This is a genomic window from Mycobacterium scrofulaceum (assembly GCF_001667885.1).
GTDB classification, from domain to species: domain Bacteria; phylum Actinomycetota; class Actinomycetes; order Mycobacteriales; family Mycobacteriaceae; genus Mycobacterium; species Mycobacterium scrofulaceum_C.
Genome location: NZ_LZJW01000177.1, coordinates 47,165 through 62,375, shown reverse-complemented (window position 1 = coordinate 62,375; position 15,211 = coordinate 47,165). Strand labels below are relative to the sequence as shown.

Annotated in this window: 14 protein-coding genes; 5 read left to right on the top strand and 9 right to left on the bottom strand. The window is 67.4% G+C overall.

Annotation, left to right across the window (positions count from 1 at the left end):
* Positions 1-6: 6 nt before the first annotated feature.
* From lpdA to A5681_RS24860, 5 genes are read right to left on the bottom strand one after another with little or no spacing between them, the layout of a single operon-like run.
* On the bottom strand, positions 7-1,401 hold the full coding sequence (gene lpdA, locus A5681_RS24880) for a dihydrolipoyl dehydrogenase (RefSeq protein ID WP_067282184.1): 1,395 nt from the start codon (positions 1,399-1,401) through the stop codon (positions 7-9).
* Positions 1,402-1,434: 33 nt separating this feature from the next.
* A complete protein-coding gene (locus A5681_RS24875; RefSeq protein WP_067282181.1) occupies positions 1,435-2,007 on the bottom strand; it encodes a hypothetical protein in 573 nt (190 codons plus the stop codon).
* The gene (locus tag A5681_RS24870) at positions 2,000-2,278 is read right to left on the bottom strand and encodes a putative holin (protein WP_067282178.1); all 279 of its coding nucleotides are present in this window, start codon (positions 2,276-2,278) and stop codon (positions 2,000-2,002) included. The genes A5681_RS24875 and A5681_RS24870 overlap by 8 nt, the downstream gene beginning before the upstream one ends.
* A gap of 19 nt (positions 2,279-2,297) precedes the next feature.
* Positions 2,298-2,765: a DUF779 domain-containing protein gene (locus A5681_RS24865; protein WP_067282174.1), complete on the bottom strand. Its 468-nt coding sequence runs from the start codon at positions 2,763-2,765 to the stop codon at positions 2,298-2,300.
* Entirely contained in the window at positions 2,765-4,288 is a 1,524-nt protein-coding gene (locus A5681_RS24860; protein WP_067282390.1) for an aldehyde dehydrogenase family protein, read from the bottom strand. Before A5681_RS24860 ends, A5681_RS24865 begins: the two co-directional genes overlap by 1 nt.
* Positions 4,289-4,354: 66 nt before the next feature.
* Here A5681_RS24860 and A5681_RS24855 point away from each other — a divergent pair, with 66 nt between their 5' ends.
* The 4 genes from A5681_RS24855 to A5681_RS24840 are packed head-to-tail and all read left to right on the top strand — an operon-like array spanning position 4,355 to position 8,167.
* Positions 4,355-6,421, top strand: coding sequence for a prolyl oligopeptidase family serine peptidase (locus A5681_RS24855; RefSeq protein WP_067282388.1), 2,067 nt, complete (start codon positions 4,355-4,357; stop codon positions 6,419-6,421).
* A 10-nt stretch (positions 6,422-6,431) separates the two neighbouring features.
* Positions 6,432-6,743 (top strand): hypothetical protein, encoded by a 312-nt coding sequence (locus A5681_RS24850; protein ID WP_067282171.1) that lies wholly within the window; start codon positions 6,432-6,434, stop codon positions 6,741-6,743.
* Positions 6,744-6,750: 7 nt separating this feature from the next.
* On the top strand, positions 6,751-7,668 hold the full coding sequence (locus tag A5681_RS24845) for a crotonase/enoyl-CoA hydratase family protein (protein WP_067282169.1): 918 nt from the start codon (positions 6,751-6,753) through the stop codon (positions 7,666-7,668).
* A 52-nt stretch (positions 7,669-7,720) separates the two neighbouring features.
* A complete protein-coding gene (locus A5681_RS24840; protein WP_067282166.1) occupies positions 7,721-8,167 on the top strand; it encodes a DUF5078 domain-containing protein in 447 nt (148 codons plus the stop codon).
* A gap of 120 nt (positions 8,168-8,287) precedes the next feature.
* Here A5681_RS24840 and A5681_RS24835 read toward each other — a convergent pair whose 3' ends face one another.
* The 3 genes from A5681_RS24835 to A5681_RS24825 all read right to left on the bottom strand — a co-directional run bounded on the left by A5681_RS24835 (position 8,288) and on the right by A5681_RS24825 (position 12,522).
* Positions 8,288-11,218: an RND family transporter gene (locus A5681_RS24835; RefSeq protein WP_067282164.1), complete on the bottom strand. Its 2,931-nt coding sequence runs from the start codon at positions 11,216-11,218 to the stop codon at positions 8,288-8,290.
* Positions 11,215-11,763 carry an MmpS family transport accessory protein gene (locus A5681_RS24830; RefSeq protein WP_067282162.1) on the bottom strand — a complete coding sequence of 183 codons (549 nt, stop codon included), beginning with the start codon at positions 11,761-11,763 and terminating at the stop codon, positions 11,215-11,217. Before A5681_RS24830 ends, A5681_RS24835 begins: the two co-directional genes overlap by 4 nt.
* 72 nt (positions 11,764-11,835) lie before the next feature.
* The gene (locus A5681_RS24825; RefSeq protein ID WP_156738147.1) at positions 11,836-12,522 is read right to left on the bottom strand and encodes a TetR family transcriptional regulator; all 687 of its coding nucleotides are present in this window, start codon (positions 12,520-12,522) and stop codon (positions 11,836-11,838) included.
* Positions 12,523-12,605: 83 nt separating this feature from the next.
* Between A5681_RS24825 and A5681_RS24820 the strand changes: the two genes are divergently transcribed.
* Positions 12,606-14,333: a cytochrome c biogenesis protein DipZ gene (locus tag A5681_RS24820; protein ID WP_067282158.1), complete on the top strand. Its 1,728-nt coding sequence runs from the start codon at positions 12,606-12,608 to the stop codon at positions 14,331-14,333.
* On the opposite strand, the gene A5681_RS24815 is transcribed toward A5681_RS24820, so the two are convergent.
* Positions 14,330-15,199, bottom strand: a complete 870-nt coding sequence (locus A5681_RS24815; RefSeq protein WP_067282152.1) for a hypothetical protein — start codon at positions 15,197-15,199, stop codon at positions 14,330-14,332. The two genes, A5681_RS24820 and A5681_RS24815, sit on opposite strands and share 4 nt — an antisense overlap.
* Between the last annotated feature and the right edge of the window lie 12 nt (positions 15,200-15,211).

The following is a 15,211-nucleotide window of genomic DNA, read 5'->3' as shown; positions in this document are numbered from 1 at the left end:
GGGAACCTAGAAGTTGATCATGTGGCCGGTCAGGCCGTGGAAGCACTCCTGCAGCGCCTCGGACATGGTCGGATGCGTGTGCACGTTGCGGGCCAGCTCGGTGGCGGTCAGGTCCCACTTCTGCGCCAGGGTCAGCTCGGGCAGCAGCTCGGACACGTCGTGGCCGATCAGGTGCCCGCCCAGCAGCTCGAGGTGTTTCGCGTCGGCGACCAGCTTGACGAAGCCGCTGGGGTCGCCCAGGCCGTGCGCCTTGCCGTTGGCGGTGAACGGGAACTTGGCCACCACCACGTCGTAGCCCTCGTCCCGGGCCTGCTGCTCGGTCAGCCCGAAGCTGGCCACCTGGGGCTGGCAGAACGTCGCGCGCGGCAGCATCCGGTAGTCACCCAGGGCCAAAGTCTCTGCGCCGGCAATGGTTTCGGCCGCCACCACGCCCTGCGCCTCGGCGACGTGCGCGAGCTGCAGCAGCCCGGTGACGTCACCGATGGCGTAGATGTGCGGCACGCTGGTCATCATGTAGTCGTTGACGCCGATGGCCTTGCGGTCGGTCAGCGCGACGCCGGCCTTCTCCAGGCCGTATCCCTCGACGTTGGGCGCAAACCCGATGGCCTGCAGCACTTTTGCGGCCTTGAGTTCCTGGGCGTTGCCGTCCTTGCTGACGACGACGGTGACCTCGGAACCGTTGTCCGAGATCGACTCGACCTTGGTGCCGGTGAGGATCTTGATACCCAGCTTCTTGAACTGCTTCTCGATCTCCTTGGACACGTCGGCGTCCTCGTTGGGCAGCGCGCGGGGCAGGAACTCCACGATGGTCACGTCGACGCCGTAGTTCTTCAGCACGTAGCCGAACTCCATGCCGATCGCACCCGCACCGGCGATCACGATCGACTCGGGCAGTTCGCGCGAGAGGATCTGTTCCTCGTAGGTCACCACGTTTTCCGACAGCGACGTCCCGGGCACCAGCCGGGTGCTGCTGCCGGTGGCGATGATGGCGTTGTCAAACGTCACGGTGTCGGTGCCGCCGTCGTTAAGCTCGACCGAGAGCGTGTTGGCGTCGGTGAACCGGCCGTACCCCTGGATCTCGGTGATCTTGTTCTTCTTCATCAGGAAGTGCACGCCCGCGACCCGGCCCTCGGCCACCTTGCGGCTGCGGTCGAAGGCCACGCCGTAGTCGAAGGTCGCCTCGCCGTTCATCCCGAACGTCGCGGCCTCCTTGGTGAAGATGTGCACCAGCTCGGCGTTGCGCAGCAACGCCTTGGACGGGATGCAGCCGACGTTGAGGCAGACACCGCCCCAGTACTTCGGCTCGACGACTGCGGTGTTGAGGCCAAGCTGCGCGGCGCGGATGGCTGCGACATATCCGCCGGGACCGGCCCCGAGGACGACGACGTCAAAATGGGTCACGGCCCCTACCCTAGTGGCCGCCCGGCCGGGGCGTTAATACGGAATGAGGCCGACGAGGCAGTGGCCCACCCGCGCGCAGTGGTAATAGCCGAGCAGCGGCGCGGAGGCGGCCAGGGAGGCGAAGGGTCCCGACATCACCGCCAGCGACAGCGCCGAGACCAGCGGCCTGCCCTCGACCATCGCGAGCAGCACGCCGGCGACTGCGCACGCCACCACGTAGACCAGCACCACGTAGAGCGCCGGGGTCGCGTCCGCCGAGTGGTACCACCACGAGAACAGGCCGAGCCCGACGACGGCGGCCACCGACCACACGCCCAAAGCGACCAACAACAGCTTCCACCACCTCAGGTAGAGGTAGCGCCCGGGAACGGTCACCGGTTGCACCGGCACGGCGGCGGATTCGGCGGCCGCATCGTCCTCGCCGGCGGGCGGCTCAGACGTTTCCGGCTCGTCGTCGTGGGCGGCCACCGGGCGAGCGCCCGTGTCCTCGTCGGAATCCGAGAAATCCGGCGTCCACGACTGGGTGCCCGGGTCGTCGTCGGAATCCGAGAAGTCGGGCTTGAACGCTTGGGTGCCCGGGCTCGACGGGGTGTCGTCGTCAGCCACGGGACGTCACCTGGAGGGCGACCAGGACACCGAACCAGCCCGGGGCCACCGCCAAGGCGAACGCGCCGACCATCGTCACCCACCGACGCCCGGAGAACAGGATCGTCACCAGCCCGGCGACGCTCGGAACCCCGACCACCAGCGCCAGGGCGAAGGCCGGGCGGATGCCGCCGTGGACGGTCCCGGCGAATCCCACGCCCGCCAACAGCCCGACGGCGGCGCCGATCAGCATGGCGCCGGCCAACAACCGCGGGCGCGGAAGGGGGATCACGCCTTCGAGGTTACTGCCGTCACCGACCCGGAGGGCACGTTCGCAACGCCGTGTCAGTCACCACCTGACCGCGCGCCGAAGGGCGCTCGCCGCGTTGATAATCGGCGCCGGTGATGACCGGCGCGGCGCGCAGCTCGGCCTGTTCCTCGTCGGTGAAGACGCGGCCGCGGGACAGAAAGCGCAGCCCTTCGGGGGCTTCCACGCTGAACCCGCCGCCGCGGCCCGGGACCACGTCGATGACCAGCTGGGTGTGCTTCCAGGCCTCGTACTGCGGACCCGAGATCCATACCGGGACCCCGTCCCCGACGTCGAGCACGCCGAGCAACACGTCGCGGTCGCCCACCAGGAAGTCCCCGGACGGGTAGCACATCGGCGACGACCCGTCGCAGCAGCCGCCGGACTGGTGGAACATCAGCGGGCCGTGCCGGCCCTGCAGGCGGGTCAACAGTTCGGCGGCCCCGGCGGTGATGACGACACCCGGAACCATCAGAAGAAGCCCTGCGCCTTATCGGAGTAGGACACCATCAGGTTCTTGGTCTGCTGGTAATGGTCCAGCATCATCTTGTGGTTCTCCCGGCCGATGCCGGACTGCTTGTAGCCGCCGAACGCGGCGTGCGCGGGATAGGCGTGATAGCAGTTGACCCACACCCGGCCGGCCTGGATGTCGCGACCGGCCCGGTAGGCGGTGTTTCCGTCGCGGCTCCACACCCCGGCGCCCAGGCCGTAGAGGGTGTCGTTGGCGATCGAGATCGCGTCGTCGTAGTCGGCGAACGACGTCACGGTGACGACGGGACCGAAGATCTCCTCCTGGAAGATCCGCATCTTGTTGTTGCCGGCGAAGATGGTCGGCTGCATGTAGTAACCACCGGACAGGTCGCCGCCCAGCTCGGCGCGCTCGCCCCCGGTGATGATCTTGGCGCCCTCGTCCTTGCCGATCTCGATGTAGGACAACACCTTTTCCAGCTGATCGTTGGACGCCTGCGAACCCAGCATCGTCTCGGAGTCCAGCGGGTCGCCCTGCCGCACCGCCTTGGTCCGGATGGCCGCCAGCTCGAGGAACTCGTCATAGATGTCGGACTGGATCAGGCTGCGTGACGGGCAGGTGCACACCTCGCCCTGGTTCAGGGCGAACATGGTGAAGCCCTCGAGGGCCTTGTCCTGGAAGTCGTCACCCTTGGCCATCACGTCGGAGAAGAAGATGTTGGGGCTCTTGCCGCCGAGTTCCAGCGTGACCGGAATCAGGTTCTGCGAGGCGTACTGCATGATCAGCCGTCCGGTGGTGGTCTCGCCGGTGAACGCCACCTTGGCGATGCGGTTGCTCGACGCCAGCGGCTTGCCGGCTTCGGCGCCGAAGCCGTTGACGACGTTGACCACGCCCGCCGGCAGCAGGTCGCCGATGAGCGACATCAGGTAGAGCACCGAGACCGGTGTCTGCTCGGCGGGTTTGAGCACCACGGCGTTGCCGGCCGCGAGCGCCGGCGCCAGCTTCCAGGTGGCCATCAGGATCGGGAAGTTCCACGGGATGATCTGCCCGACCACCCCGAGCGGCTCGTGGAAGTGGTAGGCGACGGTGTTCTCGTCGATCTGCGACAGCGAACCCTCCTGCGCCCGAATCGCGCCGGCGAAGTAGCGGAAATGGTCGACCGCCAACGTGATGTCGGCACCGAGCGCCTCGCGGATCGGTTTGCCGTTGTCCCAGACTTCGGCGACCGCCAGCGCGGCCTTGTTCTCCTCGATGCGGTCGGCGATCTTGTTCAGGATCAGCGCCCGTTCCGCGGGAGCGGTCTTGCCCCACGCCTTCGCCGCCCCGTGGGCGGCGTCGAGCGCCTTCTCGATGTCGGCCTCGTCGGAGCGGGCCACCTCGCAGAACGGCTGGCCTGTCACCGGTGTCGGGTTCTCGAAGTAGCGGCCCTGCGCCGGCGGCACCCATTGCCCCCCGATGAAGTTGTCGTAGCGGGATTCGTACGACATCAAGGCCCCAGCGGAACCGGGACGTGCGAAAACAGTCATCTGCTCGGCCCCTCGCTCGTCGGTGTAATACACCTCACACTACCGCCGGAGGCCACAATGGCGTCCATGACGTCACACGCCGCCGCCGACCGCGAAGATGCCCAAGACCCTTACCTGTGGCTCGAGGACGTCACCGGCGACGAGGCGCTGGACTGGGTGCGGGCGCGCAACGAACCGACGCTGGCGGCGTTCCGCGGCGCGGAATTCGAGCGGATGCGCGCCGAGGCGCTCGAGGTGCTCGACACCGACGCGCGCATCCCGTACGTGGCCCGCCGCGGCGAGTACCTGTACAACTTCTGGCGCGACGCCGCCAACCCGCGCGGGTTGTGGCGGCGCACCACGCTGGACAGCTATCGCACCGATGCGCCCGAGTGGGACGTGCTGATCGACGTCGATGAACTCGGGCGAGCTGACAACGAGAAATGGGTGTGGGCAGGCGCCGGCGTCATCGAACCCGAATACACGCGCGCGCTGGTCGCGCTGTCCAGGGGCGGCTCGGACGCGTCGATCGTGCGCGAATTCGACATGGCGACACGCCAATTCGTCGACGACGGGTTCGTACTGCCGGAGGCGAAATCGCAGGTCGCCTGGGTGGACCTCGACACGGTCCTGGTCGGCACGGATTTCGGCGCCGACTCGCTCACCGACTCGGGCTATCCCCGGGTGATCAAGCGGTGGCGCCGGGGCACCCCGCTGAGCGATGCGGAAACGCTGTTCGAGGGGGCCCGCACCGACGTCCGCGTGTCCGCCTCGGTGGACCGCACCGAAGGCTTCGAGCGCACGCTGCTGGGGCGGGCCCTGGACTTCTGGAACGAAGAGGTCTACGAACTGCGGGGCTCGCCAGGAAACACCGAGCTGATCCGGATCGACGCGCCCACCGACGCGAGCCTGTCGATACACCGCGAATGGCTGTTGATCGAGCTGCGCTCCGACTGGTTCTACGGCGCCCAAAGCTACCCTGCCGGTTCCCTGCTGGCGACCAAGTACGACGAATTCCTCTCCGGCACAGCAGAATTGGTCTCTCTGTTCACCCCCGACGAGCACACCGCGCTGAACCATTACGCGTGGACGCGGGACCGGTTGCTGATGGTCACCCTCGCCGACGTGGCCAGCCGGGTGGAGATCCTCACGCCCGTCGTGCGGGGCGACTGGCGCCGCGAGCCGGTGGCCGGCATCCCGGAGGCGACCAACACCGTCGTCGTCGCCGCCGACGACACCGGCGACGAGTTCTTCCTCGACTCCAGCGGATTCGTCACACCCTCGCGGCTAATGCGCGGCACCGGCGCCGGCCCACTCGAGCAAGTCAAGTCGGCGCCCGCCTTCTTCGACGCCGGGAACCTCACCGTGGCACAGCATTTCGTGAACTCGGAGGACGGCACGCCGATCCCCTACTTCGTGGTGCGGCCGGCCGACGCGGAAGGCCCGGGCCCGACCATGCTGTACGGCTACGGCGGCTTCGAATCCGCGAACACCCCCGCCTACAGCGGCGTCCTCGGCCGGCTGTGGCTGGCCCGTGGCGGCACCTATGTGCTCGCCAACATCCGCGGCGGCGGCGAATACGGCCCCCGCTGGCACACCCAGGCCATGCGCGAGAACCGGCACAAGGTGGCCGAGGACTTCGCCGCGGTCGCAACGGATTTGGTGAACCGCGGCATCACCACCGTCGACCAGCTCGGCGCGCAGGGCGGCAGCAACGGCGGCCTGCTGATGGGCATCATGCTGACCCAGTACCCTGAACGATTCGGCGCGCTGGTGTGCAGCGTCCCGCTGCTGGACATGAAGCGCTACCACCTGCTGCTCGCCGGCGCCTCGTGGATGGCCGAGTACGGCGACCCGGACAACCCGCAGGACTGGGCATTCATCTCCGAATATTCGCCCTACCAGAACATCTCGGCGACGCGTCACTACCCGCCGGTGCTGATGACCACCTCCACCCGCGACGACCGGGTGCATCCGGGCCACGCCCGCAAGATGACCGCCGCGCTCGAGGCGGCCGGGCACCCGGTCTTCTACTACGAGAACATCGAGGGCGGCCACGCGGGAGCGGCCGACAACCAGCAGGTGGCGTTCAAGTCGGCGCTCACCTATTCGTTCCTGTGGCGGATGCTGGCAGGCCCTTTGACCGGGTCATAAGATCGTCGACGTGTCCGCGGCCCAACGCATCGAACTGACCCTGCTGGCGACCGGATTGATCTTCGTGCTCGTTTCGGCGGCGCAGGCGCGCTACCGGTTCATCGGTGACCGCCGGGCGGGCCGGCGGTTCTACTGGGCGACCGCGGCCATCGGCACCGTGTGTTTCGCGATCGGCACCGGCAAGCTCTGGCCCAACGCGGTCTGCGTGGCGGTGATCTTCACCGGCCTGGTCGTCATGTCGGCGTACCTGACGACGCCGTATCTCAAGATCGGTGACCGCATCTACGCGTCGTCACCGGAAAACCGCCAGCCCGACCCCTAAGGAAGCCATGCCAGGTAGCGACTTCGAGACGCTGCTGTACACGACGGCGGGCCCGGTGGCCACCATCACGCTCAACCGTCCGGACCAGCTGAACACCATCGTGCCGCCCATGCCCGACGAGATCGAGGCGGCCGTCGGGCTGGCCGAGCGCGACCCGCAGATCAAGGTCATCGTGCTGCGCGGCGCGGGTCGCGCCTTCTCCGGTGGCTACGACTTCGGCGGCGGCTTTCAACAGTGGGGCGAGGCCATGATGACCGACGGCCGCTGGGACCCCGGCAAGGACTTCGCGATGGTCACCGCGCGGGAGACGGCGCCGACGCAGAAGTTCATGGCCATCTGGCGGGCGTCCAAGCCGGTCATCGCCCAGGTGCACGGCTGGTGCGTCGGCGGTGCCAGTGACTACGCGTTGTGCGCCGATCTGGTCATCGCCAGCGACGACGCGGTGATCGGCACCCCGTACAGCCGGATGTGGGGCGCGTACCTGAGCGGGATGTGGCTCTACCGGCTCAGCTTCGCCAAGGTCAAGTGGCATTCGCTGACCGGCCGGCCGCTGACCGGCGTCCAGGCGGCCGAGGTCGAGCTGATCAACGAGGCGGTGCCGTTCGAGCGCCTGGAGGCCCGGGTCGCCGAGATCGCCGCCGAGCTGGCCCGCATCCCGCTGTCGCAGCTGCGGGCGCAGAAGCTGATCGTCAACCAGGCCTACGAGAACATGGGGCTGGCGTCCACCCAGACGCTCGGCGGCATCCTCGACGGCCTGATGCGCAACACCCCCGACGGCCTCGACTTCATCAAGACCGCCGAGACCCAGGGCGTGCGGGCGGCCGTCGAGCGCCGCGACGGCCCCTTCGGCGACTACAGCCAGGCGCCGCCGGAGCTGCGGCCCGACCCCACGCACGTCATCGTGCCTGATCGGGACCAATGCTGAGACAAACTAGGAACCTGGCCGCCGCCGCTGGAAAAGTGTTACCGTTACATCTATGTCTCGGCTGAACACTGGCTTGCGCGCAGGCGCCGCCTTCCTCGCCCTCGGCATCGCCGCGGCCGTCTTCCCGAAGACCGCCGTCGCCGATTCCACGGAGGACTTCCCGATCCCGCGCAGGATGATCAACACCACCTGCGACGCCGAGCAGATCATGGCGGCCACCCGCGATACCAGCCCGGTGTACTACCAGCGCTACATGATCGACTTCAACAACCACCCGAACGTCCAGCAGGCGACGATCGACAAGGTGCACTGGTTCTACTCGCTGTCACCGGAGGACCGCCGCACCTACTCCGAGAACTTCTACAACAACGACCCGCTGTGGTACGCGTGGCCCAACCACATGAAGCTCTTCTTCAACAACAAGGGCGTCGTCGCCAAGGCGACCGACGCGTGCGCCCAATACCCGCCCGGCGACATGTCGGTGTGGAACTGGGCCTAACGCCTCTAAAAAGTCCGCGCGTCCGAATGGGACGCGCGGATTTTTTTGGCCCGCAAGCGGTCTCGGTAGCGCCGGTAACCGACCCGTGTTGGCCGCCCCGCCGCAGGCGGCCTCGCGGGATCAGCGCGGCTGCACCACACCGCCCGCCGGGTGTTCCTCGACGTTCTTGAGGAGCAACTCGCGCACGGCGGGACGCGGTCCGTACGGCCGCAGCATGGTGCTCGCCGGCCGTGGCCGCACGTGCTGCGGCCACCAGAACCAGCGCCCGAGCAAGGTGGCCAGCGACGGCGTCATGAACGACCGCACAATCAGGGTGTCGAACAGCAGACCCAGCGCGATCGTCGTACCCACCTGGGCCATCACCAACAGCGGGCTGAACATGAACGTCGCCATGGTCGCGGCGAACACCAGACCCGCGGACGTCACCACCGAGCCCGAACCGGCCATCGCGCGGATCGTCCCCGTCCTGAGCCCGGCGTAGATCTCCTCCTTGAACCGCGAAATCAACAGCAGGTTGTAGTCGGAGCCCACCGCCAGCAGCAGGATGATGGCCATCGCCAGCACCATCCAGTGCAACTTCATGCCCAGGATGTACTGCCACAGGAGCACGGAGAGTCCGAATGAGGCGCCCAGTGACAGCAACACCGTGCCGACGATCACGAAGGCCGCCACGACGCTTCGGGTGATCACCAGCATGATGATGAAAATCAGTGTGGCCGCGGCGATTCCGGCGATCAGCAGGTCGATGTTGGAGCCGTCGTGCATGTCCTTATACGTCGCGGCGGTACCGCCGAGGTAGACCTTGGAGCCCTCCCACGGCGTGCCCTTGATCGCCTCGTGCACGGCCTGCTTGATCGGTTCGATGTGGCTGATGCCTTCGGGGCTCGCCGGGTCGCCTTCATGGGAGATGATCAACCGGACCGCGTGCCCGTCCGGCGAGATGAAGTTCTTCAGACCCCGCGCGAAGTCCGGGCTCTTGAACGCCTCGGGCGGAAGGTAGAACGTGTCGTCATTCTTTGCTTTGTCGAAGGCATCGCCCTGGGCGGTGGCGTTGTCGGACTGCGCTTTCGCCTGTTCGTTGAGACCCATCGTGGTCGCGTAGTTCGACATGATGGTGTCAAGGTTGCGCTGCTGGCTTTCGATCTGCGGCGGTATCAGCGCCACCAGCTTCGGCTGGATCTGATCCAGCTTGTCCAGGTTCGCGCTGAGTTCCACGATGTTCTGCGCCACCTGGTCGATGCCGTCGAGCGCGTTGAACACCGACCGCAGCGCCCAGCAGACCGGAATGTCGTAGCAGTGCCTCTCCCAATAGAAGAAGCTGCGGATCGGCCGTAAGAAGTCGTCGAAGTTGGCGATGTCGTCGCGCAACGCCTCGGTGATCTTCACGGTTTCCTTGGTCAGCCTGGTGGTTTCGTGCGTCGTGTTGCTGAGGTCCTGGGTGACCTGCATCTGCTCATGCAGGGTGGCCATGGTCTTGCGCAGCTCGTCGGCCTGCTTGAGCAGGTTTGCCGCCTGCTCGTCCTGATAGTGCTGGGTCTGGATCCGCCCCGCGGCTTGTGCGCTCATCTGAAAACCTAGGGTGCTGTGGTCGAGCGGCGTGCCCAACGGCCGGGTGATGGTCTGCACCCGCCCGATGCCGGGGATGTGGAAGACCGCCTTGGCGACCTTGTCCAGGACCAGGAAGTCGGCCGGGTTGCGCAAGTCGTGGTCGGTTTCGATCATCAACAACTCGGGATTGAGCCGCGCCTGGTCGAAATGCCGGTCCGCGGCGGCGTACCCGACGTTGGCCGGGGTGTCCGCCGGCAGGAAGTGGCGGTTGTCGTAGTCCGTCTTGTAACCGGGCAGGGCCAGCAGACCAACCAGTGCGACCCCGATGGTCACCGCGAGAACCGGTGCGGGCCAGCGGACGATCGCGGTGCCGATGCGGCGCCAGCCCCGGGTCGCCAGCGTGCGCTTCGGATCCATGAGCTTGAAGAACGAAGCCACCGTCAGCACCGCCGGACCCAGCGTCAAAGCCGCCAACACCGCGACCAGCATGCCGACCGCGCACGGTATGCCGAGGGAGGAGAAATACGGCAACCGGCAGAAGCTCAGGCAGTACATCGCGCCGGCGATGGTCAGCCCAGACCCCAGCACCACGTGGGCCGTGCTGTGGAACATCGTGTAGAACGCTTGCTCACGCGTCTCGCCAATACCGCGGGCCTCGTGGTAGCGCCCGACCACGAAGATCGCATAATCCGTCCCGGCGGCGATCGCCATCAGCACCAGCATGTTGTTGGCGAACGTCGAGAGCCCCATGATCCCGTAGTTTCCGAGCGTCGCAACCACACCACGGGCCGCCGCCAACTCGATGAAGACCATCGCCAGCATGATCAGCATCGTGATGACCGAGCGGTAGACGAACAGCAGCATCACCACGATCACCAAGAACGTGATGAGCGTGACGACCATGACGCCCTTCTCGCCCGCATGGGACTGATCGGCGAACAGCGGACCCGCGCCGGTGACGTACGCCTTGATTCCCGGCGGCGCGGGCACCGAGTCCACGATCTTGCGGACGGCCAGGGCAGACTCGTTCGCCAGCCCGCCGCCCATGTTCCCGGCGAGGTAGACCTGGACGTACGCGGCCTTTTGATCGTGGCTCTGGGAACCCGCCGCTGTCAGCGGATCACTCCAGAAATCCTGCACGTGCTGAACGTGCTTCTTGTCCTGCTCGACGCGCCTGACGATCTCGTCGTAGTAGCGGTGCGCTTCGGCCCCGAGTGGCTTGTCGCCTTCCAGCAAGATCATGGCCGAGTTGTCGGAGTTGAACTCTTTGAACGTCGATCCGACCTTCATCATCGACTGAAAGGACGCGGCGTCGGTCGGACTCATCGACACCGAGTGGGTTTTGGCGACGACCTCCAGCTGGGGGGCCACGGTGTTGGTGACGAACACGATGCCCAACCAGATCAGGACGATCGGCAGGGCCAGCCGGTGGATCATCCGCGGCAGGAACGGCGGGATCAGCGGCTGATCGACGCGCGGCGGAGCCGCGCCTGGCTCGCTCATGCGGACTTGTCCAGGCAGTAGACGAAGGGGTTGACGGTTTCGTTGGAGTCCGAACGGTTCGGAGCCTTGATCACGTCACCGTGCCCATCGTGGTTGTTGACGACGAACTGGCAGGCGATCCAGCTGCCGTCTCCTTGCGCGATCAGGTTTGCCGGGATGCCCGGCTTCGTTGAACTCAATACTTTGCTCCAGGGCAAGGGCACGTTGAGGGCCTGCTGCGGATGGGAGTTTTCGTCGAGGTAGTTGATGGTTGCCGTGCTGCCCGGCGAGCCCCAGACCTGGAGCGTGATCGTCTTGGCGTTGAACTCGTCGAGGACCTCGCCCGAGGTGCCACCGCCGAACGAACCCTTGTGAACGCCGAAGACGCCGTGCAATCGGTATACGACGAATCCCGACAGCGCGACGACGGCTGCGATCGTGAGCACCAACCAATAACGAGCGAACAGCCCCTTCTTCTTGGGGCGCTGCGGAGCGACCATGTTGCCCTCCCCGCCGCCGGAGCCCTGCTTGCGCAGCGGCTCCGTCCTTGGCTCAGTCGTCGTCATGGGCGCTCCAAGTCCTTCCCGTTCACCGGTCGCAGTTCGCCAAGCCACAGCCCCCCGGCCTCCTCTCCGCGTTCATTGCGATCCCGAGATGAGCCCCACGCACGTGGCGGTCAGCAAGCGAGTCAGGGCGAAGGTGAAGTCCAGGTTCCACTCGGGGGGAACGACTTCGGGCTCCTCGGCATACGCGTCGGTGAGCCGTTCGGGCGGGTTGGCGACCTGCCATAGCGTCGCGGCCAGCGAGTACGCAGCCAGCAGGATGTCGAGCGACCCCGACCGCCCGAGCTCGGGCAGCGCCGTCTCGATCGAGTCGGCGAGCGAGAGCGTGGCCGCGGTGCTGATCCGCTTGACCTCGATCACGCGCTCGGCGTCCACCTCGTGTTCGAGGTGCAGGTGCAGGTTGGCCAGCAGGTCGCAGAACAGCGGGTCCTCGGCCAGGGCATTGGCCAGCGTCTCGGCGATTTGCGACGGCGACTTCGGGCCGGGTTCGGCCAGCTTTTCCGACACCGTGTTGGACCAGCGCACCCAGCCCTCGGCGGACAGGTGCAGCAGCACTTCCTTGTGCGAGGTGAAGTAGCGACGGACGGCGGAGTAGTGAATGCCGGCCCGGCTGGCGACGGCGGTCAACGTGACCGAGGCGACGCCGGTCTCGAGCGCCAGCGAACGCGCGGCTTCCACGAGCGCCTCCGCACGTTGGCGCTTCTTCTCCTCGGTGCGGGCGCGTTGGAAGGTTAACTGCGCCACCGATGGAGCGTAACGCACATTGTGTGATTTGTATAACGCACGGAACGTGATTTGTGCCAGGTCACCTGAACCATCTCGGGCAGGTAAAGGTGTATGTAGCTATGCACACCATCGCGCTCGTCGGATTCCTCGGCGGCCTCATCACCGGCATCTCGCCGTGCATCCTGCCGGTGCTTCCGGTGATCCTGCTGTCCGGTGCGAGCAGCTCCCGGGGCATCGGTTCCGCGGCGCGGCCCTATCTGGTGATCGCCGGCCTGGTGTGCAGCTTCTCCGTGGCGACGCTGATCGGCTCCGCGTTGCTGACGGCACTGCACCTGCCGCAGGACGCGATCCGGTGGACGGCCCTGGTGTTGTTGGTCCTGATCGGCCTCGGGTTGATCTTCCCGCCGCTGCAGCACCTGATCGAGCGGCCGTTCGCCTACCTGCCGCAGCGTCAAATCGGCGCCAACGCAGACGGTTTCGGACTCGGCCTGACGCTGGGCGCGCTGTACGTGCCGTGCGCAGGACCGGTGCTCGCCGCGATCGTGGTTGCCGGTGGCACGCAGTCGATCGGGCCGGGCGCGCTGGTGTTGACCGGTACGTTCGCCCTGGGCAATGCGTTGCCGCTGCTTGTTTTCGCGCTGGCCGGGCGGCGCGTCGCCGAACGCGTCGCGGCGTTCCGCCGCCGTCAGCGCGCGATTCAGATCGCCGGCGGGATCATGATGGTCGTGCTGGCGGTGGCGCTGGTCTTCAACCTGCCGGCGATGTTGCAGCGCGCCATCCCCGACTACACGACGGCGATGCAGAACAAGATCGGCGCCGACGACATCCAACGCACGCTCAACCCCGCACCGGCGGCGCCACCGGGGGCCAGCGGCCTGCAGCTGGGCCCGGACGGGGCCAGCGTCAAAGGCGCGCTCACCGACTGCATGGACGGTGCCACCCAGTTGCAGCAGTGCGGCCCGGCCCCCGCCATAGCCGGAATCGCCGGGTGGCTCAACACCGCGGATGGCAAACCACTCGACCGGGCCGCGGTGCGGGGCAAGGTGGTCCTGATCGACTTCTGGGCCTACTCGTGCATCAACTGCCAACGGGCCATCGCGCACGTAACCGATTGGTACGGCAGGTATCACGATGCCGGGTTGGTCGTCATCGGGGTCCACACGCCCGAATACGCCTTCGAACGGGTCCCCGCCAACGTCGCCAGCGGGGCCGCCGCACTGCACATCAGCTACCCCGTCGCGTTGGACAACGACTACACGACGTGGAACAACTTCTCGAACCTGTATTGGCCGGCTGAATACCTGATCGACGCGAACGGCGTTGTCCGGCACACGAAGTTCGGCGAGGGCGATTACGACGGCACCGAGAAGCTCATCCGCGACCTGCTGGTGGACGCCCACCCCGGCACCCAGCTGCCCGGGCCGACGCAGTCGCCCGACACCACCCCCCAGACCCGGCTCACGCCCGAGACCTATCTGGGCGTCGCACGGGCCGGAAACTACGGCGGCACAGGCGATTACAAGGCCGGCGCCGCGACGTTCGACTACCCGGCGTCGTTACCCGGGGACAAGTTCGCGTTGCGCGGCCGGTGGAAGCTGGACGAGCAGGGCGCCACCGCCGACGGCGACGACGCCGCCATCCGGCTGAACTACACCGCCAAGGACGTCTACGTCGTCGTCGGCGGCACGGGCACCCTCACCGTGTCCCGGGACGGCAAGACGACCACCACGGCGATCGGCGGGGCGCCCACACTGCACCCGATCGTTTCCGATGAGGCGGCGCGCAGCGACCAACTCGACATGCGGGTCAGCCCTGGGCTGCAAGTCTTTTCGTTCACCTTCGGCTAGCCGGCCGGTTTCCTGCGCAGGCTGCCCAACGCCGCGACGACCACGCCGCCGATCACCAGCGCGACGCCGACGAGCAGCGTCAGGTTGAGCCATTCGTGCAGGCCGGCCTCGGCGTGGCCGACCATCACCTCGGCGATGCGGCGGATGTCGTCGGTGGTGCGGTTCAGCGCGTCGCCGACGTCGCGGCCGGCGACCTCGATGGCCGCCCAGCCGGCGGCGCCGACCAGCAGCGCGGAAACCCCGAGGCTGGTGAGCGCCTTCCCGCGGCGGCGCGCGGTGGCCAGCAGCAGCACGGCGCAGACGACGCTGAGGGCGACCGCGCCGACGCTCACCCACGGGCCCCACGTGGCGAGCGGGCTCAGCCGCCCCGGCCGCAGCGAACCGTGGGCCGAGGGCGGCGACGCCGTCAACGGAACCGTCAGCCTCGCAGGCACTTTCACGTTGTGCCGGCTCAGGATCCGCTGCATCGAGGCGTCGTTCAGCATCGGCGCCACGTCGATCGCCCACGACTCGCCGGCACCGTCGACGGTGAACAACCAGCGGTGCGCTGCCCGATTCGCCTGGGCGAACAGGGCCGGAAACGCCGGCCCGGCCGTGAACGCGACGGCGGCCAGGTGCACCTCGGCGCCCTCGACCGGCTGCCGTCCGCCGTTGTGCTCCGCGATGAGCGCCATCGCGCGGTTGGCCAGCTCGTCGGCGGCGGCCGACTGCAGCGCGGGGTCGCCGGCGGCCCGCTGGGCCAGCGCCACGTACCCGCCCTCGCTGACCACGTTCAGCTGCAGCCACGCCGCCGGGATCGCCACGGCCAGCGCGACGGTGGTTGCCAGCCACAGCACCGCCCTGAAGACGGCGGCCAGGATTCGCACGCCGGAAGACCC

Coding starts and splice junctions, on each gene's coding strand:
- A5681_RS24860 (WP_067282390.1), bottom strand. CDS start 4,288: ATGACTGTTTTCGCACGTCCCGGTTCCGCTGGGGCCTTGATGTCGTAC.
- A5681_RS24865 (WP_067282174.1), bottom strand. CDS start 2,765: ATGGTTCCGGGTGTCGTCATCACCGCCGGGGCCGCCGAACTGTTGACC.
- A5681_RS24845 (WP_067282169.1), top strand. CDS start 6,751: ATGCCAGGTAGCGACTTCGAGACGCTGCTGTACACGACGGCGGGCCCG.
- A5681_RS24835 (WP_067282164.1), bottom strand. CDS start 11,218: ATGAGCGAGCCAGGCGCGGCTCCGCCGCGCGTCGATCAGCCGCTGATC.
- A5681_RS24820 (WP_067282158.1), top strand. CDS start 12,606: ATGCACACCATCGCGCTCGTCGGATTCCTCGGCGGCCTCATCACCGGC.
- A5681_RS24830 (WP_067282162.1), bottom strand. CDS start 11,763: ATGACGACGACTGAGCCAAGGACGGAGCCGCTGCGCAAGCAGGGCTCC.
- A5681_RS24855 (WP_067282388.1), top strand. CDS start 4,355: ATGACGTCACACGCCGCCGCCGACCGCGAAGATGCCCAAGACCCTTAC.
- A5681_RS24840 (WP_067282166.1), top strand. CDS start 7,721: ATGTCTCGGCTGAACACTGGCTTGCGCGCAGGCGCCGCCTTCCTCGCC.